This window comes from Mesorhizobium sp. Ca11 (genome assembly GCF_020165275.1).
Taxonomy (GTDB): Bacteria; Pseudomonadota; Alphaproteobacteria; order Rhizobiales; family Rhizobiaceae; genus Mesorhizobium.
The window spans coordinates 43908-68113 of the sequence record NZ_JAIUHU010000006.1 but is presented as its reverse complement, the minus strand read 5'-3'; the positions used below and the strand labels follow the sequence as shown (position 1 = coordinate 68113).

Here is a 24206-nt window from a genome sequence, read left to right as displayed (position 1 = left end):
AAAGGCGCGGATGCCTATACCAAAACAAATGGAGCGAGCGGGCCGCGCCGAATGTCGGTCAAAGCCGCGCTACGGCCCGCGACGAACCATGACGGGATATCTAGGCGGCAATTGCTACTGGCAAACGTCGACCCATACGGCGCCGACCAGATAGGCCATGCGCTGCGGTGTGATGCGCACCGCGGCATTGGTGGCGCCGGCTGCGGGAACGACTTCGTCGAAGGCCTTGAGCGACAGATCGCAATAGACGGGTAGCGGCGACGGCAGGCCGAACGGGCAGACGCCGCCAGGCGGATGGCTGGTGATTGCCAGCACCTCCTCGCCGCCCAGCATGCGCGGCTTGCCGCCCATGCTGTCCTTGAATTTGCGGTTGTCGAGCCTGGCGATGCCGCTGGTCACGACCAGCATGGCCTCGTCGCCCACGCGCAGGCAGATCGTCTTGGCGATCTGCGCCGGCATGACGCCATGGGCTTCGGCGGCAAGCGCGACGGTGGCCGAACTTGCCTCGGTGACGATGACTTCGATATCGGGCGCATGCTCGGCAAAAAAGGCGCGAACCGATTCCAAACTCATGGCGACCCCTCGTCAGACCTGTCGAACACCGGCTGGCGAATCGCATGGCGGCGCGGTCATTGACAAGAGCCACGGCCGTGCGTTGCGCATCCTTGTCTTGACGCATGCCGTTTCCCCAAAACCGCAGCGCATAGTTGGGCGACATGCATCAAAAAGCCCGCCAGGCATGCCTTGGCGGGCTTTCACATGGACGCTTGCTTGCATCCTATTGCTGCGTGGGCCGGTTCTCGGCGGCCGGCACTCTGATCAATTCCTCTTCCGGCACCTGCAGGGCGGAAGCGATGCGCCGAAGCTTGGCGGGGTCGGCATCCTTGCCGTCCTCGATGTCGACGATCTCGCCCACGGCGAGGCCGCAGGTCAAAGAGAGTTCCTCGATCGTGTATCCCCTGGTTTCGCGCGCGGCTTTGAACGGGTTGAGGCCGGACGCGGCAATAATGTCGTTGGAAACAGCGTTTCGTACGGTGTTGGGCATGGCAACTCCTTGAGATGAAACAGGGTCGGATGAAATGTGGTGTTGCCTGAGACGGGCGGGAGAATGCTCGTTAACAAATGATTTGCCAAGAGCACCCATGCGGCGTCACGCGTTCGTGAAGCTGCGTTTCGGCTGATGCCTCGGGCTGCGTACATGTAAGGTCGCGCAGCGCTCAATCAAGTTCTTTTGAAGGTCCGCGGCCGGATCCGCCGGCATTTTCGACGTCTCGATTCGTTAGCTTGCCGTCGCCGGCGGCAGACAGACCGACGCCGGGCGTTTCTCGGAAGGATCGGATGCCATGAATTTGAAATCGGTCGCAATTGTGCTCGGCACAGTCTCAAGCGTCATCGGCGCGACGCAAGCGTGGGCCGCGGATGCCATACGTGTTCGAGGCACTGTCGTCGGCGTTGCCGGGTCGACGCTGACGGTGAAGGATCGCGATGGCAAAACCAATGCGATCACGCTCGCCAACGGATGGAAGATTTCGGGCGTTGCCAAGGCGTCGGCAGCCGATATCAAGCAGGGCGACTTTCTTGGCATCGCCTCGATTTCCAAGGCCGACGGCGGCAGCGGCGCGCTGGAAGTCGTGATCTTTCCGGCTGCTCTGAAGGGTACCGGAGAAGGCGATCGCGACTGGGATCTGCGGCCCAACAGCCGCATGACCAACGGCACTGTCGCCGATGTCAGCGAGATCGACGGCCGCACCGTCACGCTCACCTATGACAACGGCCAGAAGAAGCAGATCGCTATCCCGCAGACGACACCGATCGTGACATTCGCCACCGCCACGCCGGCAGATCTCACGCCGGGCATCGCAGTGTTCGTCAATGCCGAGCGTGGCGGCGACGGCAAGCTGGTCGCGAACCGGGTCGTTGTCGGGAATCACGGCATCGCGCCGCCGATGTGAGGAGGCAGCGAGCAGCTCGAACAGCTTTGGCCGCTTGAACACTCGGCCTATCTGAGGCGGCGGCATCGCGGAGTGAGCCGCCTCCGTGTCGGGTGCCGCGCGCCGGATGCGTGGCGCGCGCCGAGGAGAGCCGCGCCCGGCTTTCCCAATTCGCCGATATCGCCGGTCAAATGAAAAAACTCGCGCATCATATGAACCTTTCCATTGGCCGCAGCACCAAGCGGTCATGGGCACCGCGAGGTGCTCCTCAACCCAACGGGACGCCAGGACGGCGATCCCAAAACCAATGGAAGGAAATGCTCAAATGACCAACTTCAAGCGTATCACCCTGGCCGCGGCTCTCGTCGTCTCGGCTTTCGGCTCGGTCTCGGCTCCGGCTTTGCGGGCACGCATCCGACCGGCGACGGCGGCGCGGTCTGTAAAGGCCATGGTTCTTGCCTGGTGCTGCAGCTGGATTGCAAAGGCACCTATACTGATGCCACCGACAAGAACGGCACCGTCTACGGCAAGTGCAGCCAGGTCATGAAGGTCGACCCGAAGACGCGGCTCAAGCTTGCGAACTGATCACCTGTAGCGGCACGGAAATGGCGGCCGTCGAGAACGGCAGCCATTTCTGTTTATATCCCCTCGATCGATCAGCGCCGGCCGATCAAAAGGCCGGCAAGCAGTCCGACCACGACCAGCCCGACGGCGGCGGCCGTCGCCGGATGATCGCGCGCCGTGCGCTCGATCGCCCTGCCGCTGCGCCTTATTGTCGGAAGCGCCTCGTGGAGGCGATCGGCAAGTTGCGAATAATAGTCGGACGCCGCCTCGCGGCCATCCTCGTAATAGGCGTCGCCGCGCCTGGCCAAAACCTTCTTCAGGTCGTGCAGTTGTCGCGAAAGTGCCGCGACCTGCTTGTCGATATCAACGTCGGAGAGGGTCGAAAACGATGCCATGCTTGTTGTCCTTCTCTTCGAGAAGGCCTAACGCACGGACGAAGAGCCCGTTCCGGCCGACCGACCGAGCACCGTCAAGTCGAAGATGACCGTTCAACGAACCTGGTCGAGCAGGCGCTTGCATTCCAGCAAGTCGAACAGCGCCTCCTGTAGCAAGGCGCGATTGTCACGCGACAATTTCGACGTGTCGGGTTGAACCGGACCTTCGTCGTCGCTCTTGCCCAAGCCGAAGAAACGGCGGCTGGGCTTCACCTTCGGCTGGCCGACCAGCGCGTCCTCTTCGCCGCGCGGCTGCGCGGCCGCCGTCAGCGGCACCTGCTCGGCCTGGCGGCGCTGGGCGATGGCCTCCACCGCGGCCATGTCGCCATTGCCGATGGCGACCAGGAAATGGTTGCCGTTCTCGCGCAACAGCTTCTGCACGCCTTTGATCGTATAGCCCTGATCGTAGAGCATATGCCGGATGCCCTTGATGAGCTCGACGTCTTGCGGCCGGTAGTAGCGCCGGCCGCCGCCACGCTTCATCGGCTTGATCTGGGTGAAGCGGGTCTCCCAGAAACGCAGCACGTGCTGCGGCAGGTCAAGATCTTCCGCGACTTCGCTGATGGTGCGGAAAGCATCGGGGCTTTTGTCCATGGGCCAATCCTCCACACTGGACCACGATCCTGGCATGGTGCCGAATCGCGCCTTATTTCAGCGATTTATGAAACGATATTCAAGCCCAGCTTCAAAACCGCCGGCGGTTTTCAACCGCATTCGCCAGCAAACTACTTGCCGCCCTTGCCCTTGCTGTTCTGATGCGAACGCAGGATCCGGTTCTTGAGCACGTTCGAGGACTTGAACGTCATCACCCGGCGCGGCAAGATCGGCACTTCCTCGCCCGTCTTGGGATTGCGGCCGATGCGCTCGTTCTTGGAGCGGACATGGAAGGTGGCGAAGGACGACAGCTTGACCGTCTCACCGCGAACGATGGCTTCGCAGATTTCGTCCAGCACAGCCTCGACGAGTTCCGCCGATTCCGTTCGCGACAAACCAACCTTCCGGTAAACGGCTTCAGCAAGGTCGGCACGCGTAAGTGTCTTTCCCCCCATGCGACCGTCCCATCTGCTCGCAAAAACGTAAATCGATACAGGCAAAGGCTGAGCCTAAGTAATTGATCCGGCAAGGTCAAGGACCGAACCGGCGAGTTCGGCACTTACCAGCGGAGCAACACCGCGCCCCAGGTGAAGCCTCCACCCATCGCCTCGAGAAGAACCAGGTCGCCCTTCTTGATGCGACCGTCGGCGACGGCCACCGACAAAGCGAGCGGCACCGAAGCAGCCGAGGTGTTACCGTGTAAATCGACGGTGACCACCACTTTCTGCTCGGCAATCCCGAGCTTCTTGGCGGAAGCGTCAATAATCCGTTTATTGGCCTGATGCGGCACGAACCAGTCGAGGTCCTCGGCCGTTATGCCGGCCTCGCTGAAGGTCGCTTCGATGACGTCGGTGATCATGCCGACGGCATGCTTGAACACTTCACGGCCTTCCATCCTCAGATGGCCGACCGTTCCCGTGGTCGAAGGACCCCCGTCGACGAAGAGCTTGTCCTTGTGCACGCCGTCGGAGCGCAGACTTGCGGCCAGCACGCCGCGATCGGTGATCGCGCCGGCTCCGTCTTCCGCTTCGAGAACCAGCGCGCCGGCGCCGTCGCCGAACAGCACACAGGTCGAGCGGTCGCTCCAGTCGAGGATGCGCGAGAATGTCTCTGAGCCGATCACCAGGACGCGTTTGGCCAGGCCGCCGCGGATATAGAGATCGGCAGTGGCAACGGCGTAAACGAAGCCAGAGCACACGGCCTGCATGTCGAAGGCAAAGCCGTGATGCATGCCGAGCCGGTTCTGGATTTCGACAGCCGTCGCCGGGAACGTGTTGTTGGGCGTCGAGGTCGCCAGGATGATGAGATCGATATCGGCGGGCGTCATGCCGGCGCTGTCGAGCGCGGCCCGCGCCGCATCCTCGCCAAGCGAGGCAGTCGTCTCGTCGTCGGCGGCGACGTGGCGCTGGCGAATGCCGGTGCGCTGGACGATCCACTCGTCGGAGGTCTCGACCATGCCTTCGAAGTCGGCATTCTTCATGATGCGGCGGGGCAGCGCGGCACCGTTGCCGCGCACGACTGATCTGATCAAGGCTCTTTCCTATTCCTCGGCGTCGGCGACGCCGGACTTCCTGTTTGCCTGCGCGGTCGGGTTGCGCGCATGGAACAGATCGAGGTCGGCCTCGATCCGGTCAAGCAGATTGTTGCGTACCATATCGTAGCCGAGCTCGATGGCGGCCGCGAATCCGTCCGAATCGGCGCCGCCATGGCTCTTCACGACGATGCCGTTCAACCCCAGGAAGACGCCACCATTGGAGCGACCGACATCCATTTTCTCGCGCAGCCTGTCGAAGGCGCCCTTGGCGAAGACGTAGCCGATCTTGGCCATGAGCGTGCGGCTCATGGCGGCGCGCAGATAGCCGGCGATCTGCCTTGCAGTGCCCTCGGCGGTCTTGAGCGCGATGTTGCCGGCGAAGCCCTCGGTGACCACCACGTCGACCGTGCCCTTGCCGATATCGTCGCCCTCGACGAAGCCGCGATAATTCATCGAGGCCATGTTGGCCTCGCGCAACATGCGGCCGGCTTCCTTGACCTCTTCCTGGCCCTTGATCTCCTCGACGCCGACATTGAGCAGGCCGACGCTCGGCCGCTCGACGCCAAACACCGAGCGCGCCATGCCGGTACCCAGAATGGCGAAATCGATAAGCTGGTGCGCATCCGCGCCGATGGTGGCGCCGACATCGAGCACCACGCTTTCGCCGCGTGTCGTCGGCCAGAGCGCCGCGATCGCCGGGCGGTCGATGGTGGCCATCGTGCGCAGGCAGAATTTCGACATCGCCATCAGCGCGCCGGTGTTGCCGGCCGAGACGCAGGCCTGCGCGCCGCCGTTCTTGACCGCTTCGACGGCCTTCCACATCGACGACTTCCAGCGGCCGTGGCGAAGCGCCTGGCTCGGCTTGTCATCCATGCGCACGGCGATCTCGCAATGGACGAACTCGCATATCTCGGCGAGTTTCGGGAACTTGGCGAGCTCTGGGCGCACCACGTCCTCGCGGCCATAGACGACGAAGCGGATGTCAGGGCGGCGGATGGCGACGGTCATCAGCGCCGGGATGACCACGCTCGGTCCGTGATCGCCGCCCATGGCATCGATGGAAATCCTGATCACGTAGTGCTTTTCTCACGGTTTGCCTGGCTTGCGGCGGACGCCTGCCGAGGTAAGGGGCCTCGCGAAGGTTCGGCGAAAATAACGGTTTTGTGCCTGCGCACAACCAACTTTTCCAAAATCCGGACCACCCTCAGGATTTCCCAAGCAGCGAACGCAGCTTTTTCTGGAATTCGCTTTCCTCGGTCTGATCGTCGCCGGCAACGTCGAGCGAGGCTCCCGACTTGCGCGGATAAGGGTCGATAGCCAGACCGAAAAACTGTTCCGCCAGCCCGCCGACATCGATGGTGTCGCCGGAAAATGTCTCCGGACTGTCCGGTCCGTCGGCGTCGAGGACGATCTCGCCGCTGCCTTCGAAACCTTCGCGCCCAAGCTTCGACTGCTCGGGCAGAAACAGCGCCTCGACGGGCTCGTCGATATGCGCCGCGACCGGATCCAGGGTGACGATGCAGGCTTGCGTGATGTCGGCCGCGACGCGACCGGTGACCTTGACGCCATTGCGCTTCCAGGGAACCACAAGCAGTTCGGCGCGATAGCTCTCGACCGAAAGCAAATCATAGTCGGCGGCAAGCGCCTCGCGCTGGCGCTCATCGGCCTCGACAAGGACAGGCAAGCCCTTTTGCGGCAGGCGCGCGACATTGGCGACGAAGGATACCGGGCTGCGCAGTTCGGCGTCTTTCATGCCGGCCTCCTTCACGCTGCCCCCGCCGCCGGGAACGCGGCGGTGCCGGCAGCGATCGATTCGGTCGGCTGGGCGGCAAGCTTGTGCGAGGCCTCGCAGACATAGTCCGCCAGCAGCGGCGCCTGCGGCCAGGGGCCGGAGTCCGGCCTGACGTTGCGGGCGAGCGCCGCCGCAAGCGCCACCCGATCGTCTTCCTTGAGCGCCTCGTCATAGGCAGCCGTACGGCCGTAAAACATCTTTGCCAGCCTCTTCATGCGTTTGGGCACGCCGACATCGCCAATGCCAAGTTCGCGCAGCGAATGCTCGACATCGAGGAAGAACTCGTCGATCAGCACTTGCGCGACCTCGGCGGCAACGCCTTGTTCGCCATGCAGCCGGTGCTGGACGAGATACATGTGCAGCGACAGCATCTCGAAGCGGCCGAGCGGCGTATCCGGCACATTCCAGTCGGAATAAAACACCGTTTGCCGCGCCGCCGCCACGATTTGTGCGTAGAGCGCGTCGGTGATAGCGCGGTTGGCATTGCGTTCGCGGCCAAAAAGGCGCTGGAACATTGAGGGCGGTCTCCCGGGGACCTGTTGTTTGATTTGGCCTTGTTGCATCGGCATGCAAGCTGGTTTACCGGTTTTGCGGCCCAGCGCAAGTTGCGGGGATGTGATGGAGATTTGTTGTTGGGTGCGCTGAAATTCAAGTCGTTCTTTGCGCCCGCCCCGGTGGGCGCGGCTTCGCTGCTGGTAATGGTGTCAGCGCTTTCCGCCTGCAATTCGTCCAAGATGTTCGGAGATCTCCATCCGAGCGAGACGCTGACGAAAGGCTACGTCATCGACCAGCAGGCAATCGATTCGGTGCCGGTCGGATCGAGCCGCGAGCAGGTGCTTCTGGCGCTGGGCACGCCGTCGACGACGGCGACCTTCGACAACGAGGCCTTCTACTACATCTCGCAAACGCGCAAGCGCTACGTCGCCTTCGACAACCCGCGCATCATCGACCAGCACGTGCTGGCAGTCTATTTCGGCGCTGACGGCCGCGTCACCCAGATCGCCAATTACGGTCTCAAGGACGGCAAGGTCTTCGACTTCATCTCGCGGACGACGCCGACCGGCGGCAAGGACCAGAACTTCCTGAGCCAGGTCATCAGCGGCGCCAGCAAGCTGGCGCCTGGCATTCCCGGCGGCGGTAGCGGCGGTACGCCCTGAGTTCGCTCGCACGGCAACCTGACTGAACGAAAGACTTCGATCGACGGCCTTTCGTCGCCTGCCGGCGACCGTCCGACTGCGCTTGCCTATACCCGTATAGCCACGTATGACGCTTTGGCGATTTCCGGGGGGCTGGATATGAGCAACAACGATCGTACCGTACCGCAGGGCTGGATGGCGACCGGCACGCCTGACCAACAGACGGTGACGCCGGACTGGCTTGCCGTCGATGCGCCGCCGATCGAGGGCGTCACATTCAAGGAAATCAGACCCGTCGCGACTTCCAACGGCTACCTGACCGAGATCTTTCGCGAGGAATGGGCTCTCGATCAATCGCCGGTCGGGCAAGTGTTCCAGCGCACCATGTATCCGGGCGCAGTGACGGGCTGGCACGCACATGCGGCGACCCTCGACCGCCTGTTCTGCTGCGCCGGCAGCGTGCGGATATCGCTTTTCGACGGGCGCAAGGCCTCGCCCAGCTTCGGCACGGTCTGGCACAAGATCGCCGGCGCCCTGCGACCGGCAATCGTTACCATTCCGCCTGGCGTCTGGCACGGTGTCGTGACCCTCGGACCGGAGACAGCGTTGCTGCTCAACCTCGTCGACAAGGCTTACGCCTATGACGCGCCCGACCATTGGCGCCTGCCGCCCGATACGGAACAAATCCCCTACAAGCTGGTGTAGTGTGGAACAGGCCGGTCAAGGCGCGCCAATCGGACCGATCGAACCGCTGGTCTCGATCGTGATAGCGACGCACAATCGTCCGGCGGTGCTGCATCAAGCCCTGAAGAGCCTCATTGGTCAGACCCTGCAGGACTGGGAGGCCATGGTCATCGGCGACGCGTGCCGCCCTGACACCGCGGCCACGGTCGCTGCATTCGAAGACGCCCGCATCTGCTATATCGATCTTCCCGTGAACTTCGGCGAGCAGTCGGGTCCGAACAATATCGGCTTTGCCCGGGCCCGCGGCCGCTTCATCGCCATCTTGAACCATGACGATCTGTGGTTTCCCGACCATCTGGCGTCCATGTGCGGCTGGATCGACGCCACCGGTGCCGATGTGGTGATCGCCCGAGGTGCAGTCATCGAGTCGTCCGCGAGCAAAGGCTCCAGGCATATGATCCTCGGGATGGGCCGGGACGGCTTCTATGACCCAGTTACCACTGTCGGATTCGGTTCCGCGCAAATGATCCGGCGCGCGTCGCTGCCAAGGCTTGGGCCATGGCGCCCGGCCAGCCAGTGCGTTTGCGAGAGTTCCCAGGAATGGCTGTTCCGTGCCTGGCGCAAGGGTGCGGTGATTGCGACAATGCCCCATCTAACCGTGCTCATGCTGCATTCGGGCAAGCGCGAAGGCAGCTACGCGCGAGATACGGCGCGGGAACAGGAAGAACTGATGGACGCGATGGATGCTCCAGACGCGTTGCGGGTCAGGATTCTCGGCAACGCCGAGGAGCCTGCCCCCCTCAAGCGCTCCCGCTATCTCAAACGCAGGCTTCTGGCCATGTTTGGCATACATCCGCGGGCGCGGTCCTTCCGTCGCCAATATCGCCGCGGCGCGTTCATTGCCATGTTGCGCCGGACACGCGGCTTGCCGCCGATGCCCGAACGAGAACCAGACGCCAACGCGTTGCTGGCCCGCTATCGCCGTGACGGCGAAAGGCCGGAAGCCGGTTGAGTGCCCCGGAATGTATGATGTCATGCCGAAACACAAAGCCCGCGGGATCGCTCCCGCGGGCTTTGTCCTGGAATAGCCGCAATCAGCCGTGCGCAAGCACGGCAAGCAGAAGCAGCGCGACGATGTTGGTGATCTTGATCGCCGGGTTGACGGCCGGGCCGGCGGTGTCCTTGTAGGGATCGCCGACGGTGTCGCCGGTGACCGAGGCCTTGTGCGCTTCCGAACCCTTCAGGTGCTTGACGCCGTCCTTGTCGGTGAATCCGTCCTCGAACGACTTCTTGGCGTTGTCCCAGGCGCCGCCGCCGGAGGTCATCGAGATGGCAACGAAGAGACCGTTGACGATGACGCCGAGCAGCGAGGCGCCGAGCGCCGCAAAGGCCGAGGCCTTCGAGCCCGAGATCAGGAGCACGCCGAAATAGACGACGAGCGGCGCCAGCACCGGGAGCAGCGACGGAATGATCATTTCCCGGATCGCCGCCCTGGTCAGGATGTCGACGGCGCGCGCATAGTTCGGCTTCGAGGTGCCGGCCATGATGCCCTTGTCCTCGCGGAACTGCTTGCGCACTTCCTCGACGATCGAGCCGGCGGCGCGACCGACCGCGGTCATCGCGATACCGCCGAACAGATAGGGAATCAGGCCGCCGAAGATGAGGCCGGCGACGACATACGGGTTGGAGAGATCGAACGAGATCTCGCCCATGCCCTGGAAGTAGGGGTACTTATCGCCATTGGCGGCAAAGAACCTGAGATCATTCGAGTAGGCGGCGAACAGCACCAGCGCGCCGAGGCCGGCCGAGCCGATGGCATAGCCCTTGGTCACGGCCTTGGTGGTGTTGCCGACGGCGTCGAGCGCATCGGTCGAGTGGCGCACTTCCTTCGGCAGGCCGGCCATTTCGGCAATGCCGCCGGCATTGTCGGTGACCGGGCCGAAAGCGTCGAGCGCCACAATCATGCCGGCCAGCCCGAGCATGGTGGTGACCGCGATCGCTGTGCCGAAAAGGCCGCCGAGCTGATAGGTGGCGATGATGCCGCCGACGATGACGATGGCCGGCAGCGCCGTCGATTCCAGCGAGACCGCGAGGCCCTGGATGACGTTGGTGCCGTGGCCGGTCACCGACGCCTGAGCGATCGAGTTCACCGGACGCTTGTTGGTGCCGGTGTAGTATTCCGTGATCACGACAATCAAGCCGGTCACAGCCAAGCCGATCAGGCCGCAGATGAACAGGTTCTTGCCGGTGATGACGATGCCGGCGACCGTGCCGACCTCGCCCCAGCCGAGCGTGGCCGATGTAGCGGCGGCGAGGCCGACGATCGACAGCAGGCCGGTGACGATCAGGCCCTTATAGAGCGCGCCCATGATCGAGCCGTTGGAACCCAGCTTGACGAAGAAGGTGCCGACGATCGAGGTCAGGATGCAGGCGCCGCAGATGGCCAGCGGATAGAGCATCGCGGCCCCCAGCATCGCGGTACCGCCGAAGAAGATGGCGGCGAGCACCATGGTGGCGACGACGGTCACCGCATAGGTCTCGAACAGATCGGCGGCCATGCCGGCGCAGTCGCCGACATTGTCGCCGACATTGTCGGCGATGGTGGCCGGGTTGCGCGGATCGTCTTCGGGGATACCGGCCTCGACCTTGCCGACGAGATCGCCGCCGACGTCGGCGCCCTTGGTGAAGATGCCGCCGCCGAGACGGGCAAAGATCGAGATCAGCGAGGCGCCGAAGCCGAGGGCGACGAGTGAGTCGATGACGACGCGGTCGTTCGGCTGCAGGCCCATCGGGCCGGTCAGGATGAAGTAGTAGATCGAGACGCCAAGCAGCGCCAGGCCCGCTACCAGCATGCCGGTGATGGCGCCCGACTTGAAGGCGATGTCGAGGCCGGCGGCAAGGCTGTTCGAAGCGGCTTGCGCGGTTCGCACATTGGCGCGCACCGAGACATGCATGCCGATGAAACCGGCGGCGCCCGAGAGCACCGCGCCGATCAGGAAGCCGATGGCGGCGGTGATCGAAAGCAGCCACCAGGCAAGCAGGAGAACGACGATCCCGACGATCGCGATGGTCGTGTACTGGCGCGCCAGGTAAGCCTGGGCGCCTTCGCGGATGGCGGCGGAGATTTCCTGCATGCGCTGATTGCCCTGATCGGACGCAAGGACCGAACGTGTCGCCCAGATGGCGTACAGAACTGACAGCAGGCCGCAGGCGATGACGGCGGTAATGATGGTCATTGCCGGATTTTCCTCGATTGATGGCCCAAAAGAACCCCTCCCTGGGCCGTTGGAACGGAGATGGATGCCGCATGCGGAATCCACCCCTTGGCTGGGGTGTATGCGAAACAGGGCTTGGAACGTCAAGATATTGTTCGGTTTTTGCCCGGCTTTCGCCCAAAAGACGATGGTGCCAATAGCTGTGTCGGCGCAGGCTTCGAATTAGATCGATTGAAATGACGCCGGGTATTGCCGACCAACCAGCTACTCCGCCCCCTGTCCCATACGCCGCGCGGCGTAGCGTTCGATCGCCGACAGGCCGTCATAGATCAGCACGGCAAGCGCCGCGACGATCAGGCCGCCCTGCAGCACGAAGGCAAGGTTGTTCGAGATCAGGCCGGCAATTATCACCTCGCCCAGCGTCTTGGCGGCAACCGTCGAGCCGATGGTCGCGGTGGCGAGGCTGATGACCACCGAGAGCCGGATGCCGCCGAGGATCACCGGGGCGCTCAGCGGCAGCTCGACCTTCATCAGCCTTTGCCAGCCAGTCATGCCTGCGCCGCGCGCCGCTTCCATCACGTTGCCGGGCAGGGTGGTGAGCGCCGTCAGCGCATTCTCGAAGATCGGCAGCAGGCCATAGAGGAAGAGCGCGATCAGCGTCGGCTTCTCGCCGAAGCCGACGGCCGGCACAGCAAGCGCCAGCACCGCAACCGGCGGGAAGGTCTGGCCGATATTGACCAGGCTGCGCGACAAGGGCAGGAACTCGGCGCCGGCCGGCCTGGTGACCAGGATGGCTAAAGCCACGGCCACGATCGTCGCCGCCACTGTCGCCATCAGCACGATCCGCAGATGCTGCAATGTCAGCGTCAGCAGGCTGCCCTGGTTGTAGATCGCCGGCGCACCATTCTCGGTCAGCGGTTTCAGCAGCGGCTCGAACCAGTTCGGGCTGGTGATGAAGACCGCCAGCAGCAAGAGAACAGCCAGCCTCAGCATCGCAGGCAGCCGGGCTTTCATTGCGGCCTCGCCGCGCGTTTGACCAGGCCTTCGATGGTGACGCGGCCGAGCAGCTTGCCGTCGGCGCCTTTCACCGGCAGCGCCGGGCGTCCCGACCACAAGAGCTCGGCCAGGGCGTCGCGCTGCGTGGCTTCGCCGGGGATCGCCTCGCCTTCGGCACTGCCGGGCTCCACGGCGTCGCGCACTGGCCCCAGCGACAGCAGCCGGAACGGCCTTTCGCTGGCGCCGACCAGTGTCTCGACAAAGCCGTTTGCCGGTCTGGCCAGAATCTCCGCCGGTCTTGCGTATTGCACCAGCTTGCCGGAATCCATGACGGCTATTTTGTCGCCCAGATGCACGGCTTCTTCCATGTCGTGGGTGACGAGGATGATGGTGGTGCCGAAGCGCTTCTGGATCGCCAGCAGATCCTCCTGCGCCTTGGTGCGAATGATCGGGTCGAGCGCGCCGAAGGGTTCATCCATCAAAAGCACGTTGGGCTCGGCGGCTAAAGCGCGGGCAACGCCGACGCGCTGCTGCTGGCCGCCGGAAAGCTCGTGCGGGTAACGCGGCCCGTAAGCCTGCGGGTCGAGCTGGTAGAGCGTCATCAACTCGTCGACGCGCGCCTTGATGCGGTCTCGGTCCCAACCGAGCAGCAACGGCACGGTGGCGATGTTCTGCGCTACCGTGCGGTGTGGAAACAGGCCATGCCCCTGGATGGCGTAGCCGATGCTGCGGCGCAGCTGATAGCCGGGCAGCGAGCGGTTGTCGGCGCCGTCGAGCTTGATCACGCCCGCGGTCGGCTCGACCAGCCGGTTGATCATCCTGAGCAGCGTCGTCTTGCCGGATCCCGACGTGCCGACGATGGTCGCGATGGTTCGGGGCTCGATGACCATCGAAACATCATCGACCACAATCGTACTGTCATAGCGCTTGGTGATGCCTTCGATCTCGATCATGCCGTTTCGACCCTGCGCTTGGTGGCTGTCATCTCGACGACCGCGTCGAGGATGATCGCCGCAGCGAAGGCCATCGCCACGGTGGGCAACGCGCCGAGCAGCACGAGGTCCATCGCCGTCTGGCCGACACCTTGGAAAACGAACACGCCGAAGCCGCCGCCGCCGATCAGCGCGGCAATGGTGGCAAGGCCGATATTCTGCACCAGCACGATGCGGATGCCGGTCAGGATCACCGGAAAGGCGAGCGGAAACTCGACATCGAACAGGCGCTGGCGGTCGGTCATGCCCATGCCGCGCGCGGCGTCGTTGGCCGCGCGTGGGACGCCGGCAAGGCCGACCACGGTGTTGGCTACCACCGGCAGCAGCGAATAGAGGAAGAGCGCGACGAAGGCCGGCGCAGTGCCGATGCCTCTGATGCCGACCGCGGCGGCACCCGGCACGTGCACGGCGACCCAGCCGAGCGGCGCGATCAGCAGGCCAAAGAGCGCGATCGACGGAATGGTCTGGATGATGTTGAGCACGTTGAGCACCCCTGCCCGCAGCTTCTCGACGCGATGGCACAAGATGCCGAGCGGTATCCCGACCACGACCGCGCCGGCCAGCGAACCAAGCGCGAGCGTGACGTGCTTGGAAGCTTCAGCCCAGAAACTGTCGGCTCGGCCGGCATATTCCTTGAGGATGGAAAGACTGTCCCAACGTCCCGAAACGAGCAGCGCGGCAATGGCCAAAGCGGCAAGCACGAGCACGCCGACGCGCGCCCTGGGTGACAGGTTCAGCCTGGTCAGCACATCGGCGAGGAGCAAGGTGAAGGCAAAGATCAGCAGCCAGAAACCCGAAGCCGGCGAGACGCGAGCGAAGGTGTTGCCGGCGGGCGTCAGAAAACCGCCGGCAACACCGATCAGGACCGATAGCGCGACCAGCGCCACGACGCCGGCGATGAGCCTGAGCAAAAGCGGCGTCCTGAGCAGGGCGACGATCGCGGCCCCTGTCACTATCGCCAGCAATAGCATGCCAAGCATGGACGGCAGCGCTTCGAGGATCGAGCGCGCCTGCCCGGGCACGATACGGTTGGCGCGGAACGTGGCGAATGGGGCGAGGAACGCGGCATAGGCCACGATCGCGGCAATGACGACGCCGAGCTTGTCGAGGCGCAGGATCATGACGCGCGTTTGCGCGAGGCGCCCCCCTCTGTCCTACCGGCCATCTCCCCCTCTAGGGGGGAGATCAGATGTCGCGAGAGCCTTCGCCAATCACCAAGGCCGGAGAAGGGAGCGAGGCGCAGCAACAGCCAATCTCCCCCCTTGAGGGGGAGATGTCCGGCAGGACAGAGGGGGGCGCCTCGCAACGACTTCTCGCTTTTCAAGGCGGGCTTATCTTACTTCAAAAACCCGTTCTTCTTCAAAAAATCCTCCGCGACCCCCTTCGCCGGCTCGCCGCCCAGCTGAACGCGGCCGTTGAGCCCCTGCAACGTGACGAGATCGAGCTTGGCGAAGACCGGCTTCAGCAGCGTCTCGATCTCGGGATGCTGCTTCAGGACCTCGTCCCGGATGATCGGTGCGGGCTGATAGACGGGCTGCACAGCCTTGTCGTCCTCGAGCACGACGAGGCCGGAAGGCTGGATGCCGCCATCGGTACCATAGACCATGGCGGCGTTGGCGCCGTTGGTCTGGTTGGCGGCGGCTGCGATGGTCGCCGCGGTATCGCCACCGGAGAGCGTGATCAGCTGGTCCGGCTTCAGCGTGAAGCCGTATGTCGTCTGGAAGGCCGGGAGCGCCGCCGCCGAATTGACGAACTCGGCGGAGGCCGCCAGCACAACCTTGCCGCCGCCCGCGACGTATTTGCCGAAGTCGGTCAAGGTGACGAGCTTGTTCTCGTCGGCCACTTCCTTGCGCAGCGCGATCGCCCAGGTGTTGTTGGCCGGCGACGGCGACAGCCAGACGATCTTGTTGGCGTCATAGTCGAGCTTCTTGGCGGTTTCGTAGGCCTTGGCGGCGTCCTTCCAGACCGGATCGTCGGCCTTCTGGAAGAAGAAGGCGGCATTGCCGGTATATTCGGGATAGATGTCGATCTCGCCGGCGGTGATCGCCTTGCGCACCACGGGCGTCGCGCCGAGTTGGATCCGGTCGGTCGTCTTGATGTTGTTGGCGTTGAGCACGAGCTGGATGATATTGCCCAGCACCCCGCCTTCGGTATCGATCTTCGAGGAGACGACCACCTGGGCGCTGGCCGAGGCAGTGGCAAGGCCGAGCGCAATGGCTGCTACGGCGAGCTTTCCGATTGAAAACATTGTGAAATCCCTTGCTGTGAACCGATTGATCGGTGGCTGTATATGAGCACGGCTATGACGGGCAGTCGGGGTACACGGTTTCATAACTTGGGGGACAGGCGCAATAATTTTGTTCGATCCGACAAAAGCACTGTTCCACCCGACATAGCGCGATGCCGACCTAAGGCCGGCTGGCGGCTTACCCTGTTTTGCGAAATATTGGGAAAGGCGGGTCGGCGGCCAAAACAGGAGTGTGTCATGGCCAAGCACAAAGTCGGCTACCTCATCGGCAGCCTCGCCAAGGGCTCCATCAACCGCAAGCTTGCGAAGGCTCTCGTCAAACTGGCGCCGCCGGAACTTGAGATGACGGAAATCCCCTTCAAGGACTTGCCGCTCTACAGCTACGACTATGACGCCGCCTTCCCGCCTGTCGCCCTGGAGTTCAAGAAAGCCATCGCATCCGTCCAGGCGGTGCTTTTCGTCACGCCGGAGTACAACCGATCGATCCCCGGCGGCCTGAAGAATGCAATCGACTGGGCCAGCCGGCCCTACGGCAAGAACTCCTTTGCCCGCAAACCGACTGCCGTCATCGGAACATCGCCGGGCGCGATCGCAACCGCGGTCGCCCAACAGAGCCTGCGCAGCGTGCTCAGCTTCTGCAACGCGCCCCAGATGAACTCGCCCGAAGCCTACATTCAGTTCGCCCCGGGGCTGATCACCGACGATGGCGAGGTGACGGTGGCGTCAACAGAGACATTCCTGCGCAACTATATGCAGGAGTTCCACATGTTCATCGCGCGGGTCCTGCAGGTGCTCCCCCCGGATGCCTGACGCCGGTCGTTCAGGCAGGTTGTTCAAGAGGCCGGAAGAGCTGGTCGGGCGCCTTCTTCAAGATTTGGGAGCGCCCACCAACTTCAACGTGCCGAGCGCGGCAAAGCAGAGCGCGACGACCGGGAAGACGATCCAGTTCAGCATGGTCCAGCCCCAGGCGTTGTAGATCGCGCCCGACATCAGCGAGGCAAAGGCGACGGAGCCGAACAGGGCAAAGTCGTGGAAACCCTGGACCTTGCTCTTCTCGGAGGGCCGGTAGCTGGCCGCGACCATCGACGTGGCGCCGATGAAGCCGAAATTCCAGCCAAGCCCGAGCAGGATCAGCGCCGTCCAGAACTGCCACAGCGCCAAGCCGGAAAGCGCCACGGCGCCGCAGCCGATCAATAGCACAAGCCCAGTGGCGACGATGCGCTCGGCGCCGAAGCGATGGATCAGCGAACCGGTGAAGAAGCTCGGCGCGAACATGGCCATGACGTGCCAGGAAATGCCAAGCGTGGCATTGTCTTCAGACAGGCCGCAGCCGACCATGGCGAGCGGCGCACCGGTCATGACGAAGCTCATCAGCGCGTAGCTGCCGACGGTGCAGAAAAGTGCTGCGACGAAGCGCGGCTGGGTGACGATCTCGATCAGCGGTCGGGCATCGCTTGCGGCGGCTTCGGTCACGGCGTTCGCATGTGCGGAAACCCGCAGGAACGACAGGATGAGCGCGCCGACCGCCGCCAGCGGCAGGATCGAGGCGAAGGATCCTGCGAACATCACCGGGGCCAGCAATTCGCGCGTGTAGATCACGATCTGCGGCCCGAGGACGGCGGTGATGATGCCGCCCGCCAGCACGAAGGAGATGGCGCGCGCCTTGAATTCCGGCGGCGCATTGTCGGCAGCCGCGAAGCGGAATTGCTGGACGAAAGCGCCACCGACGCCAATGACGCAGAGGCCGAAGGCGAACAGCCAGAAACTTGCCTGAAAGAGCGCGAGCGTCGCGACCAGGCCGCCGAGCGCGGTGACGACAGTGCCTGTCATGAAGCCGCCGCGATGGCCGAGCCGGCGGATGATGGCGGCGGCCGGCAACGCTCCCAGCGCCACGCCGATATTGAAACCGGTGACCGGCGCCGTCGCGAGCGACTTATCTGGACCGAGCAGATATTGCCCGGCCAACGCGCCTAGCGAAATGGCGATCGGCGCGGCCGAACCGACGATCGCCTGCGCTGCGGCAAGCAGCACCGCCGTGCGACGCCCTTCCCTGCCGGTCTCGGCGAACGCGGCCGTTGCAGTTGTCACGAAGCGTCCTTGCCGCGTCCCTCGCCGCGAACCCGGCGCGAAACGCGATCCAGCACGGCGTTGACCAGCTTCGGCTCGTCTTCCTCGTAAAATGCCTTGGCGATGTCGACATATTCGGAGACGATCACGGCCACCGGCACGTCCTCGCGCTTCATCAATTCATAGACGCCGGCGCGCAGGATGGCGCGCAACGTCGAATCCAGCCGCGACAGCGGCCAGTCCTCGGTGAGCGCCTGGCGGATGACGGGATCGATGGTCTTCTGGTTCTCGACGACGCCGGTCAGGATGGCGCGGAACCATTGCGCGTCGGCCTCGCGATAGAGCGCGCCGTCGACTTCCTTGCCGAGGCGGAAGGCTTCGTATTCGGCCGTGATCTCGAAGACGCCGCTGCCGGCCACATCCATCTGATAGAGCGCCTGGACGGCGGCAAGACGAGCGGCACCACGCTTGTTGGCGTGGCGCACCGCACCGGTCGAGGCGGGATCGGTCACGATTGGGCTCCGAATTTCTCTTTGAGCGCGATCATGGTCAGCGCCGCGCGCGCCGCGAAGCCGCCCTTGTCGCCTTCCGTCTTGCGCGCGCGCGCCCATGCCTGCGCGTCGTTCTCGGTCGTCAGGATGCCGTTGCCGATCGCGATCGCCTCCTGCACCGAAAGATCCATCAGCGCGCGGCTCGATTCATTGGCGACGATGTCGAAATGATAGGTGTCGCCGCGGACGACGGTGCCGAGCGCAACAAAACCGTCGTAATGCGTGCCGCCTTCGGCCGCTCCATCGAGCGCGAAGGTTATAACGGCCGGTATTTCGAGTGAGCCGGGAACCGTCACCACGTCATAAGTGGCGCCGGCTTCGTCGAGCGCGCCTGTCGCGCCTTCGAGCAGGGCGTCGGCGAGATCGTCGTGAAAGCGCGCTTCGACAATGAGCAGATGCGCCTTCGCCTTCGGGCGAATGAACGCTTTGCCGTGTTGGGATGTGCCAGCCATAAAAGTCTCCGGGGGGTTGCCGGTGACTTAGGCCGAAGCCGGGTTGACCGCAAGCGGAAGATGCTGCGGCGCGACGTTCTGTGACCTATTCAGGCTGACGCGTTGCGAGATCCGCGCGATCCACCAGGCTTTTGACCCAAGCCTCGACTTCCCGGTGTTTTATCACTCTGCCGGCATCGACATCCGCCGACGCGTCGAGAGTCATCTGCCGGCGCTCGACGGTCTCTTCAGCTCCTTTGGGATCCATCACAGCCCCTCTTTCGCGGCCTCCGCCAGGCGCGCGGCATAGCGGGCCATAGTGTCGATCTCGATGTTGACGCGGTCGCCGGCCTGGCGCTCGCCCCAGGTGGTGACGCTCAGCGAGTGATGGATGAGGAGCACGTCGAAGCGGGTCGCTTCGACCTTGTTGACAGTAAGCGAGGTGCCGTCGAGCGCGACCGACCCTTTGGGCGCGATGAACTTCGCCAGATTGCGCGGCGCCTCCAGCGTGAAGCGCACGGCATCGCCCTCTTCCTTGCGCTCGACAATTTGGGCGGTGCCGTCGACATGGCCGGAGACGATGTGGCCGCCGAGTTCGTCGCCGATCTTCAGCGCGCGTTCGAGATTTATCCTGGTGCCGGGCTTCCAACTCGACGCGGTGGTCAGTCTCAGCGCTTCTTCCCAGGCCTCGACCTCGAACCAGCGCGCGTTGGAGCCATGCTCGGGCAGCGCCGTGACGGTGAGGCAGACGCCGCCGCAGGAAATCGAAGCGCCGATCGCGATGGTCTCGGGATCATAGGCGGTGTCGATGCGCAAGCCGACGCCTTCCGCCAGCGGCTTCACCGAAGCGATAGCGCCCACATCCGTGACAATTCCTGTAAACATCAGAGAGTGTCTTTCGTTTTGACCATGATCTCGCACAAAGAGCGGTTCCACTTTTCGCGATCATAGCCTTACCCATTCGGCATAGCTGTCCTCGCCAAACCGCATGTCGCGCAATTTGCGAAAGCCTGCCGGGATATGGTCGGCGTCGATGGGCGATGCAATGCCGTCCTCGCCGATCGCCTCCGGCCCCTGGAACAGGACGATGCGATCGACCAGGTCTTCCTCCAGGAAGGCCTTGGCCACCCTGGCGCCGCCTTCGACCAAAACGCTCGCCATGCCGAGTGCCGCCAGATCCTCCAGCAACTCCGGCAAGGCTATCTCGCTTTCATAGGTTTCCGTGCCGATGAAGTGCACGCCTGCGCGTTCGAGCGACGCCCGCCGGTGCGCATCGGCCTCTGGGCAAGCAGCGACATAGAGCGGCACGCGGTCGACGCCCGAGACCAGCTTCGACGTCTCCGGCAGCCGGATCTGGCGATCGAGGACGATGCGCGCCGGCGAACGGTTCTCCAGTCCGGGCAGGCGCACGGTCAGCGCCGGATCGTCCTCCAGCGCGGTGCCGATGCCGATCAGGATGGCGTCGGCCTCGGCGCGCATCAGATAGACGTCGCGCCGGGCGATCTCGCCGGTGATGGCGACCTGTCCGGCGCCTTTGCGGCCGATCTTGCCGTCGCTCGAAACCGCAAGCTTCAGAGTCACTTCCGGGCGTTTTTTCAGAGAACGAGTCAGATAGCCGGCCATCTGATCGGCGGCCTCGGTGGCCAGCACCTTCTCCGTCACCTCGACGCCGGCGGCGCGCAGGATGGCGTAGCCCTTGCCGGAGACGCGCGGATCGGGATCGCTCGCCGCACCGACGACGCGCGCTATGCCGGCATTGACCAGCGCGTTGGCGCAAGGCGGCGTGCGGCCGTGATGGGCGCAAGGCTCCAGAGTAACGTAAGCCGTGGCGCCACGCGCGAGTTCGCCGGCTTCGGCCAGCGCCTCGGTCTCGGCATGCGGCCGGCCACCCACGGCCGTCACCCCGGTGCCGACGATCATCGGACCGGCGCCGTCGTCGCGCACGATGATGGTACCGACAGAAGGGTTGGTCGAGGTGCGGCCGGCATTCCGCCGCGACAGCCTGATGGCCGCGGCCATGAAACGGCGATCAAGGGCCGCCCGCGCGGCCTCGTCCAGTCGCTGTCCCGCCATGATCAGCCGGCGTCCTCTTCGGTCTTCTCCTCGTCGCCCTTCAATTCGCCCAGCAGCTCGTGAAAATCCTTGGCCTCGCGGAAATTGCGGTAGACCGAGGCGAAGCGGACATAGGCAACGTCATCGAGCGATTTCAGCGCCTCCATGACCAGCCGGCCGACCTCGCCCGAGGCAATCTCGGTTTCGCCGGAGCTTTCGAGCTGGCGCACGATGCCGGTGACGGCGCGGTCGATGCGCTCGGGATCGACATTGCGCTTGCGCACCGCGATCTCGACCGAGCGCAGCAGCTTGTCGCGGTCGAACGGCACCTTGCGCCCGGACTTCTTCACAACCACGAGGTCGCGCAATTGCACGCGCTCGAAGGTGGTAAAACGACCACCGCAATCAGGGCAGACGCGGCGCCTGCGGATGGCCGCGCCATCCTCCGCGGGACGCGAATCCTTCACCTGCGTATCTTCGGACTGGCAATAAGGGCAGCGCATGGAAAGCCTTGGGTTCGCGATTCTCAGATGGCGGAAGGCTTAGTGCCTTTTGCCGTCTTGGCAAAGGAAAGACCTTTTCTCCCCTTCAGAGATAGCGAGGCGCGAGCAAGATTGCCAGCGCCCCTGCCCGGTAGGCCAACAAGCGTCAGGGCGCGACGTCTTTGGTCGAAAACCCACAGGACGTGCCGAGATTGCGATAGGCCTTGGTGAAGCCATCCATCGGGATGCTGGCGACGGCCTGCTTGCCGAAGACCACATCGAGCGAGGTGACCTTGCGCATGGCGCGCAGCAAGGCAAGGCTGGTCTTGGCCTGGTTGTCGACCATCCAGCTGGGGCGACCGCCGGCGGCGGCGTTGGAGGTGACCGTCGCGGCGACCTTCACGCCGGGGTCGCCGAAAGTGGCGGCGATCTTGTCGCCGGTCGGCAAGGTCTTATTGTCGATGATGAACATGATGGCCGGATAGGCATCCGGCGGCAGCGCGTCGCCGGTCGAGATCGACAGCGTCAGGGATCCGGCATTGCCGTTGCCGTCGAGGAAAGCCGTCGAGGCGGCGCAGGTCTTGTGCGCGTCCTGCCCGGTATCGAGCGTATCGATGATGGTGGTCCACCTGCCGAAAGTATTGGTGGCGGGCAGATCAGTATTCGGCTTGGTTTCGTCCTGAGCCATCGCGGCGGAGGCGGCGAAGGCGGCAAGCGGGCCAAGCAAAGCCGCGGCGAGACGGGAAGTACGCATCATCGGATCTCCAGTAAGCCGCGCCGCCCAGAGGAGCGGCGCAAGCGCAGGATAAAAGATGACGCGCGGCGCCCGGTCAACCGAGATAGGGATAGAGCGGAAAGCGGTCGGTCAGCGCCGTGACCTTGGCCTTCACAGCGGCCTCGACCGCCGCGTTGCCTTCATCGGAATTCGCCGCCTTCAGCCCGTCCAGCACCTCGGCGATCAGCTTGCCGATCTCGCGGAACTCGGCCTGGCCGAAGCCGCGCGTGGTGCCGGCCGGCGTGCCGAGGCGCACGCCAGAGGTGACGAACGGCTTTTCCGGATCGAATGGGATGCCGTTCTTGTTGCAGGTAATGTTGGCGCGGCCAAGGGCTGCTTCCGCGCGCTTGCCGGTGGCGTTCTTCGGACGAAGGTCGACCAGCATCAGGTGATTGTCGGTGCCGCCCGAGACGATGTCGAGGCCAGTCTCCTGCAGGCTGGAGGCCAGCGCCTTGGCATTGGCGACGATGCTTTCGGCATAGGCCTTGAAGCTCGGCTTCAGCGCTTCGCCGAGCGCCACCGCCTTGGCGGCGATGACATGCATCAGCGGCCCGCCCTGCAGGCCCGGGAACACCGCCGAGTTCATCTTCTTGGCGATTTCCTCGTCATTGCACAGGATCATGCCGCCGCGCGGGCCGCGCAGCGACTTGTGGGTCGTCGTGGTCACGACATGGGCGTGGGGCAGCGGCGACGGATGCATGCCGCCGGCGACGAGACCGGCGATATGCGCCATGTCGACCATGAGGTAAGCGCCGATCGAATCGGCGATCTCGCGGAAACGCTTCCAGTCCCAGATGCGCGAATAGGCGGTGCCGCCGGCCAGGATCAGCTTCGGTTTCGTCTCATGCGCGGTCTTCTCGATCGCGTCCATGTCGAGCAGGTGATCGTCCTTGCGCACGCCGTAGGAGACGACCTTGAACCACTTGCCGCTCATATTGACCGGCGAGCCGTGAGTGAGATGGCCGCCCGAATTCAGGTCGAGACCCATGAACGTGTCGCCGGGCTGCAGCAGCGCCAGAAACACCGCCTGGTTCATCTGGCTGCCCGAGTTCGGCTGGACGTTAGCGAAGTTGCAGCCGAACAGCTTTTTGGCGCGCTCGATGGCCAGTTCCTCGGCCACGTCGACGAACTGGCAGCCGCCATAGTAGCGCTTGCCCGGGTAGCCCTCGGCATATTTGTTGGTCATGATCGAGCCCTGCGCCTCGAGCACGGCGCGCGACACGATGTTTTCGGAAGCGATCAACTCGATCTCATGGCGCTGGCGACCGAGTTCGTTGCGGATGGCGCCGGAGATTTCCGGATCGGCATCGGCAAGCGTGGTCTCGAAGAAGGATTCGAATTTGGTGGAGGCTGCCGCGGCATTTGACATGGCTTGCTTTCCCTTGGGGCCGGAGGTCTGCGAGGTCGCCGCGCATTAACACAGTTGTTTTCGGCCTGCCACGTTTGCGGCGCGAAATTTGCTGGCCGGTTTGCGTCAAGCCAAGCCTGGCGGATGCTAATCGCGCGGTTCGCGGCTTCAGCATCGCCTCTGAGAAGGTGATTTCGGTGAACAGCTTGCGCGCCGCATGGTCGTTGATGTCGCCACGGCGAAGCGTCGTCCCGCAGTTCGGCGCGCTCGGCCTCGATGCCGGCAAGCCTGAAGCCGGTTCGATCGCTGATCAAACCCTGCGGCTGGCCTGAACAAAAAAGACCGCTACGAGAGCGGCCTTTTTCTTCTTAGATCGAATG

Annotated in this window: 30 protein-coding genes; 7 read left to right on the top strand and 23 right to left on the bottom strand. The window is 64.0% G+C overall.

Translation table 11 applies throughout. The annotated features are described in order from the left end of the window. Positions 1–114: 114 nt before the first annotated feature. Both LB538_RS12510 and LB538_RS12505 read right to left on the bottom strand, forming a co-directional pair. Positions 115–573 (bottom strand): YbaK/EbsC family protein, encoded by a 459-nt coding sequence (locus tag LB538_RS12510; protein ID WP_224530640.1) that lies wholly within the window; start codon positions 571–573, stop codon positions 115–117. Positions 574–778: 205 nt separating this feature from the next. Further along, positions 779–1045, bottom strand: a complete 267-nt coding sequence (locus tag LB538_RS12505) for a helix-turn-helix domain-containing protein (RefSeq protein ID WP_095767666.1) — start codon at positions 1043–1045, stop codon at positions 779–781. Between the two features lie 298 nt (positions 1046–1343). Here LB538_RS12505 and LB538_RS12500 point away from each other — a divergent pair, with 298 nt between their 5' ends. Further along, positions 1344–1952 (top strand): hypothetical protein, encoded by a 609-nt coding sequence (locus tag LB538_RS12500; protein ID WP_224530643.1) that lies wholly within the window; start codon positions 1344–1346, stop codon positions 1950–1952. A 204-nt stretch (positions 1953–2156) separates the two neighbouring features. Further along, positions 2157–2516, top strand: a complete 360-nt coding sequence (locus LB538_RS12495) for a hypothetical protein (protein ID WP_224530646.1) — start codon at positions 2157–2159, stop codon at positions 2514–2516. A gap of 71 nt (positions 2517–2587) precedes the next feature. Here the strand turns inward: LB538_RS12495 and LB538_RS12490 are convergent, their stop codons facing one another. The 7 genes from LB538_RS12490 to LB538_RS12460 form a co-directional block, all read right to left on the bottom strand. Next, a complete protein-coding gene (locus LB538_RS12490; RefSeq protein ID WP_224530651.1) occupies positions 2588–2890 on the bottom strand; it encodes a hypothetical protein in 303 nt (100 codons plus the stop codon). A 93-nt stretch (positions 2891–2983) separates the two neighbouring features. After that, positions 2984–3523 carry a MerR family transcriptional regulator gene (locus LB538_RS12485; RefSeq protein ID WP_224530655.1) on the bottom strand — a complete coding sequence of 180 codons (540 nt, stop codon included), beginning with the start codon at positions 3521–3523 and terminating at the stop codon, positions 2984–2986. Positions 3524–3654: 131 nt separating this feature from the next. Further along, the gene (locus LB538_RS12480) at positions 3655–3978 is read right to left on the bottom strand and encodes an integration host factor subunit alpha (protein WP_040983242.1); all 324 of its coding nucleotides are present in this window, start codon (positions 3976–3978) and stop codon (positions 3655–3657) included. Positions 3979–4082: 104 nt separating this feature from the next. Beyond that, positions 4083–5054 carry a beta-ketoacyl-ACP synthase III gene (locus LB538_RS12475; protein ID WP_095767671.1) on the bottom strand — a complete coding sequence of 324 codons (972 nt, stop codon included), beginning with the start codon at positions 5052–5054 and terminating at the stop codon, positions 4083–4085. Between the two features lie 9 nt (positions 5055–5063). After that, positions 5064–6131 (bottom strand): phosphate acyltransferase PlsX, encoded by a 1068-nt coding sequence (gene plsX, locus LB538_RS12470; protein WP_095767672.1) that lies wholly within the window; start codon positions 6129–6131, stop codon positions 5064–5066. Between the two features lie 130 nt (positions 6132–6261). Continuing rightward, a complete protein-coding gene (locus tag LB538_RS12465; RefSeq protein WP_224530657.1) occupies positions 6262–6810 on the bottom strand; it encodes a YceD family protein in 549 nt (182 codons plus the stop codon). 11 nt (positions 6811–6821) lie between these two features. Beyond that, positions 6822–7364, bottom strand: a complete 543-nt coding sequence (locus LB538_RS12460; RefSeq protein WP_224530660.1) for a ubiquinol-cytochrome C chaperone family protein — start codon at positions 7362–7364, stop codon at positions 6822–6824. A 117-nt stretch (positions 7365–7481) separates the two neighbouring features. Here LB538_RS12460 and LB538_RS12455 point away from each other — a divergent pair, with 117 nt between their 5' ends. From LB538_RS12455 to LB538_RS12445, 3 genes are all read left to right on the top strand, one after another. Continuing rightward, positions 7482–8006 (top strand): outer membrane protein assembly factor BamE, encoded by a 525-nt coding sequence (locus tag LB538_RS12455; protein ID WP_095767674.1) that lies wholly within the window; start codon positions 7482–7484, stop codon positions 8004–8006. Positions 8007–8144: 138 nt separating this feature from the next. Continuing rightward, positions 8145–8690 (top strand): dTDP-4-dehydrorhamnose 3,5-epimerase family protein, encoded by a 546-nt coding sequence (locus tag LB538_RS12450; RefSeq protein ID WP_224530664.1) that lies wholly within the window; start codon positions 8145–8147, stop codon positions 8688–8690. A gap of 1 nt (position 8691) precedes the next feature. Further along, complete coding sequence (locus LB538_RS12445) at positions 8692–9681, top strand: glycosyltransferase family 2 protein (RefSeq protein WP_224530668.1); 990 nt, start codon at positions 8692–8694, stop codon at positions 9679–9681. Between the two features lie 82 nt (positions 9682–9763). Here the strand turns inward: LB538_RS12445 and LB538_RS12440 are convergent, their stop codons facing one another. From LB538_RS12440 to LB538_RS12420, 5 genes are all read right to left on the bottom strand, one after another. Continuing rightward, complete coding sequence (locus tag LB538_RS12440; protein WP_224530671.1) at positions 9764–11905, bottom strand: sodium-translocating pyrophosphatase; 2142 nt, start codon at positions 11903–11905, stop codon at positions 9764–9766. A 243-nt stretch (positions 11906–12148) separates the two neighbouring features. Further along, on the bottom strand, positions 12149–12898 hold the full coding sequence (locus LB538_RS12435) for an ABC transporter permease (RefSeq protein WP_224530674.1): 750 nt from the start codon (positions 12896–12898) through the stop codon (positions 12149–12151). Then, positions 12895–13833: an ABC transporter ATP-binding protein gene (locus tag LB538_RS12430; protein ID WP_224530677.1), complete on the bottom strand. Its 939-nt coding sequence runs from the start codon at positions 13831–13833 to the stop codon at positions 12895–12897. The genes LB538_RS12435 and LB538_RS12430 overlap by 4 nt, the downstream gene beginning before the upstream one ends. Next, on the bottom strand, positions 13830–14993 hold the full coding sequence (locus LB538_RS12425) for an ABC transporter permease (RefSeq protein WP_224530680.1): 1164 nt from the start codon (positions 14991–14993) through the stop codon (positions 13830–13832). The genes LB538_RS12430 and LB538_RS12425 overlap by 4 nt, the downstream gene beginning before the upstream one ends. A 215-nt stretch (positions 14994–15208) precedes the next feature. Further along, positions 15209–16120, bottom strand: a complete 912-nt coding sequence (locus LB538_RS12420; protein WP_224530683.1) for an ABC transporter substrate-binding protein — start codon at positions 16118–16120, stop codon at positions 15209–15211. 237 nt (positions 16121–16357) lie between these two features. Here LB538_RS12420 and LB538_RS12415 point away from each other — a divergent pair, with 237 nt between their 5' ends. Beyond that, positions 16358–16930, top strand: a complete 573-nt coding sequence (locus LB538_RS12415) for an NADPH-dependent FMN reductase (RefSeq protein WP_224530686.1) — start codon at positions 16358–16360, stop codon at positions 16928–16930. Positions 16931–16987: 57 nt separating this feature from the next. Here the strand turns inward: LB538_RS12415 and LB538_RS12410 are convergent, their stop codons facing one another. The 9 genes from LB538_RS12410 to glyA form a co-directional block, all read right to left on the bottom strand. Then, complete coding sequence (locus LB538_RS12410) at positions 16988–18208, bottom strand: MFS transporter (protein WP_224530689.1); 1221 nt, start codon at positions 18206–18208, stop codon at positions 16988–16990. Further along, entirely contained in the window at positions 18205–18699 is a 495-nt protein-coding gene (gene nusB / locus LB538_RS12405; RefSeq protein ID WP_095767684.1) for a transcription antitermination factor NusB, read from the bottom strand. The genes LB538_RS12410 and nusB overlap by 4 nt, the downstream gene beginning before the upstream one ends. Next, positions 18696–19190 carry a 6,7-dimethyl-8-ribityllumazine synthase gene (gene ribH / locus LB538_RS12400; RefSeq protein WP_140641425.1) on the bottom strand — a complete coding sequence of 165 codons (495 nt, stop codon included), beginning with the start codon at positions 19188–19190 and terminating at the stop codon, positions 18696–18698. The genes nusB and ribH overlap by 4 nt, the downstream gene beginning before the upstream one ends. A gap of 85 nt (positions 19191–19275) precedes the next feature. Next, positions 19276–19437, bottom strand: a complete 162-nt coding sequence (locus LB538_RS12395) for a hypothetical protein (RefSeq protein ID WP_224530692.1) — start codon at positions 19435–19437, stop codon at positions 19276–19278. Then, a complete protein-coding gene (locus LB538_RS12390) occupies positions 19437–20054 on the bottom strand; it encodes a riboflavin synthase (protein ID WP_224530695.1) in 618 nt (205 codons plus the stop codon). The genes LB538_RS12395 and LB538_RS12390 overlap by 1 nt, the downstream gene beginning before the upstream one ends. 60 nt (positions 20055–20114) lie before the next feature. Then, positions 20115–21242, bottom strand: coding sequence for a bifunctional diaminohydroxyphosphoribosylaminopyrimidine deaminase/5-amino-6-(5-phosphoribosylamino)uracil reductase RibD (gene ribD, locus LB538_RS12385; RefSeq protein ID WP_224530698.1), 1128 nt, complete (start codon positions 21240–21242; stop codon positions 20115–20117). A 2-nt stretch (positions 21243–21244) separates the two neighbouring features. Further along, a complete protein-coding gene (gene nrdR, locus LB538_RS12380) occupies positions 21245–21724 on the bottom strand; it encodes a transcriptional regulator NrdR (RefSeq protein ID WP_112099748.1) in 480 nt (159 codons plus the stop codon). 145 nt (positions 21725–21869) lie between these two features. Beyond that, positions 21870–22457 carry a hypothetical protein gene (locus tag LB538_RS12375; RefSeq protein ID WP_224530786.1) on the bottom strand — a complete coding sequence of 196 codons (588 nt, stop codon included), beginning with the start codon at positions 22455–22457 and terminating at the stop codon, positions 21870–21872. 76 nt (positions 22458–22533) lie between these two features. Next, complete coding sequence (glyA, locus tag LB538_RS12370; RefSeq protein ID WP_224530700.1) at positions 22534–23847, bottom strand: serine hydroxymethyltransferase; 1314 nt, start codon at positions 23845–23847, stop codon at positions 22534–22536. Positions 23848–23921: 74 nt separating this feature from the next. On the opposite strand from glyA, the gene LB538_RS12365 reads away from it, so the two are divergent. Then, entirely contained in the window at positions 23922–24158 is a 237-nt protein-coding gene (locus tag LB538_RS12365; protein WP_224530703.1) for a hypothetical protein, read from the top strand. Positions 24159–24206 lie beyond the last annotated feature (48 nt).

Coding starts and splice junctions, on each gene's coding strand:
- LB538_RS12480 (WP_040983242.1), bottom strand. CDS start 3,978: ATGGGGGGAAAGACACTTACGCGTGCCGACCTTGCTGAAGCCGTTTAC.
- LB538_RS12460 (WP_224530660.1), bottom strand. CDS start 7,364: ATGTTCCAGCGCCTTTTTGGCCGCGAACGCAATGCCAACCGCGCTATC.
- LB538_RS12390 (WP_224530695.1), bottom strand. CDS start 20,054: ATGTTTACAGGAATTGTCACGGATGTGGGCGCTATCGCTTCGGTGAAG.
- LB538_RS12435 (WP_224530674.1), bottom strand. CDS start 12,898: ATGAAAGCCCGGCTGCCTGCGATGCTGAGGCTGGCTGTTCTCTTGCTG.
- LB538_RS12375 (WP_224530786.1), bottom strand. CDS start 22,457: ATGCGTACTTCCCGTCTCGCCGCGGCTTTGCTTGGCCCGCTTGCCGCC.
- LB538_RS12450 (WP_224530664.1), top strand. CDS start 8,145: ATGAGCAACAACGATCGTACCGTACCGCAGGGCTGGATGGCGACCGGC.
- LB538_RS12485 (WP_224530655.1), bottom strand. CDS start 3,523: ATGGACAAAAGCCCCGATGCTTTCCGCACCATCAGCGAAGTCGCGGAA.
- LB538_RS12465 (WP_224530657.1), bottom strand. CDS start 6,810: ATGAAAGACGCCGAACTGCGCAGCCCGGTATCCTTCGTCGCCAATGTC.
- glyA (WP_224530700.1), bottom strand. CDS start 23,847: ATGTCAAATGCCGCGGCAGCCTCCACCAAATTCGAATCCTTCTTCGAG.
- LB538_RS12395 (WP_224530692.1), bottom strand. CDS start 19,437: ATGGATCCCAAAGGAGCTGAAGAGACCGTCGAGCGCCGGCAGATGACT.
- LB538_RS12490 (WP_224530651.1), bottom strand. CDS start 2,890: ATGGCATCGTTTTCGACCCTCTCCGACGTTGATATCGACAAGCAGGTC.
- LB538_RS12505 (WP_095767666.1), bottom strand. CDS start 1,045: ATGCCCAACACCGTACGAAACGCTGTTTCCAACGACATTATTGCCGCG.
- nrdR (WP_112099748.1), bottom strand. CDS start 21,724: ATGCGCTGCCCTTATTGCCAGTCCGAAGATACGCAGGTGAAGGATTCG.
- LB538_RS12415 (WP_224530686.1), top strand. CDS start 16,358: ATGGCCAAGCACAAAGTCGGCTACCTCATCGGCAGCCTCGCCAAGGGC.
- ribH (WP_140641425.1), bottom strand. CDS start 19,190: ATGGCTGGCACATCCCAACACGGCAAAGCGTTCATTCGCCCGAAGGCG.
- LB538_RS12440 (WP_224530671.1), bottom strand. CDS start 11,905: ATGACCATCATTACCGCCGTCATCGCCTGCGGCCTGCTGTCAGTTCTG.
- LB538_RS12430 (WP_224530677.1), bottom strand. CDS start 13,833: ATGATCGAGATCGAAGGCATCACCAAGCGCTATGACAGTACGATTGTG.
- LB538_RS12425 (WP_224530680.1), bottom strand. CDS start 14,993: ATGATCCTGCGCCTCGACAAGCTCGGCGTCGTCATTGCCGCGATCGTG.
- LB538_RS12500 (WP_224530643.1), top strand. CDS start 1,344: ATGAATTTGAAATCGGTCGCAATTGTGCTCGGCACAGTCTCAAGCGTC.
- LB538_RS12510 (WP_224530640.1), bottom strand. CDS start 573: ATGAGTTTGGAATCGGTTCGCGCCTTTTTTGCCGAGCATGCGCCCGAT.
- ribD (WP_224530698.1), bottom strand. CDS start 21,242: ATGGCGGGACAGCGACTGGACGAGGCCGCGCGGGCGGCCCTTGATCGC.
- LB538_RS12420 (WP_224530683.1), bottom strand. CDS start 16,120: ATGTTTTCAATCGGAAAGCTCGCCGTAGCAGCCATTGCGCTCGGCCTT.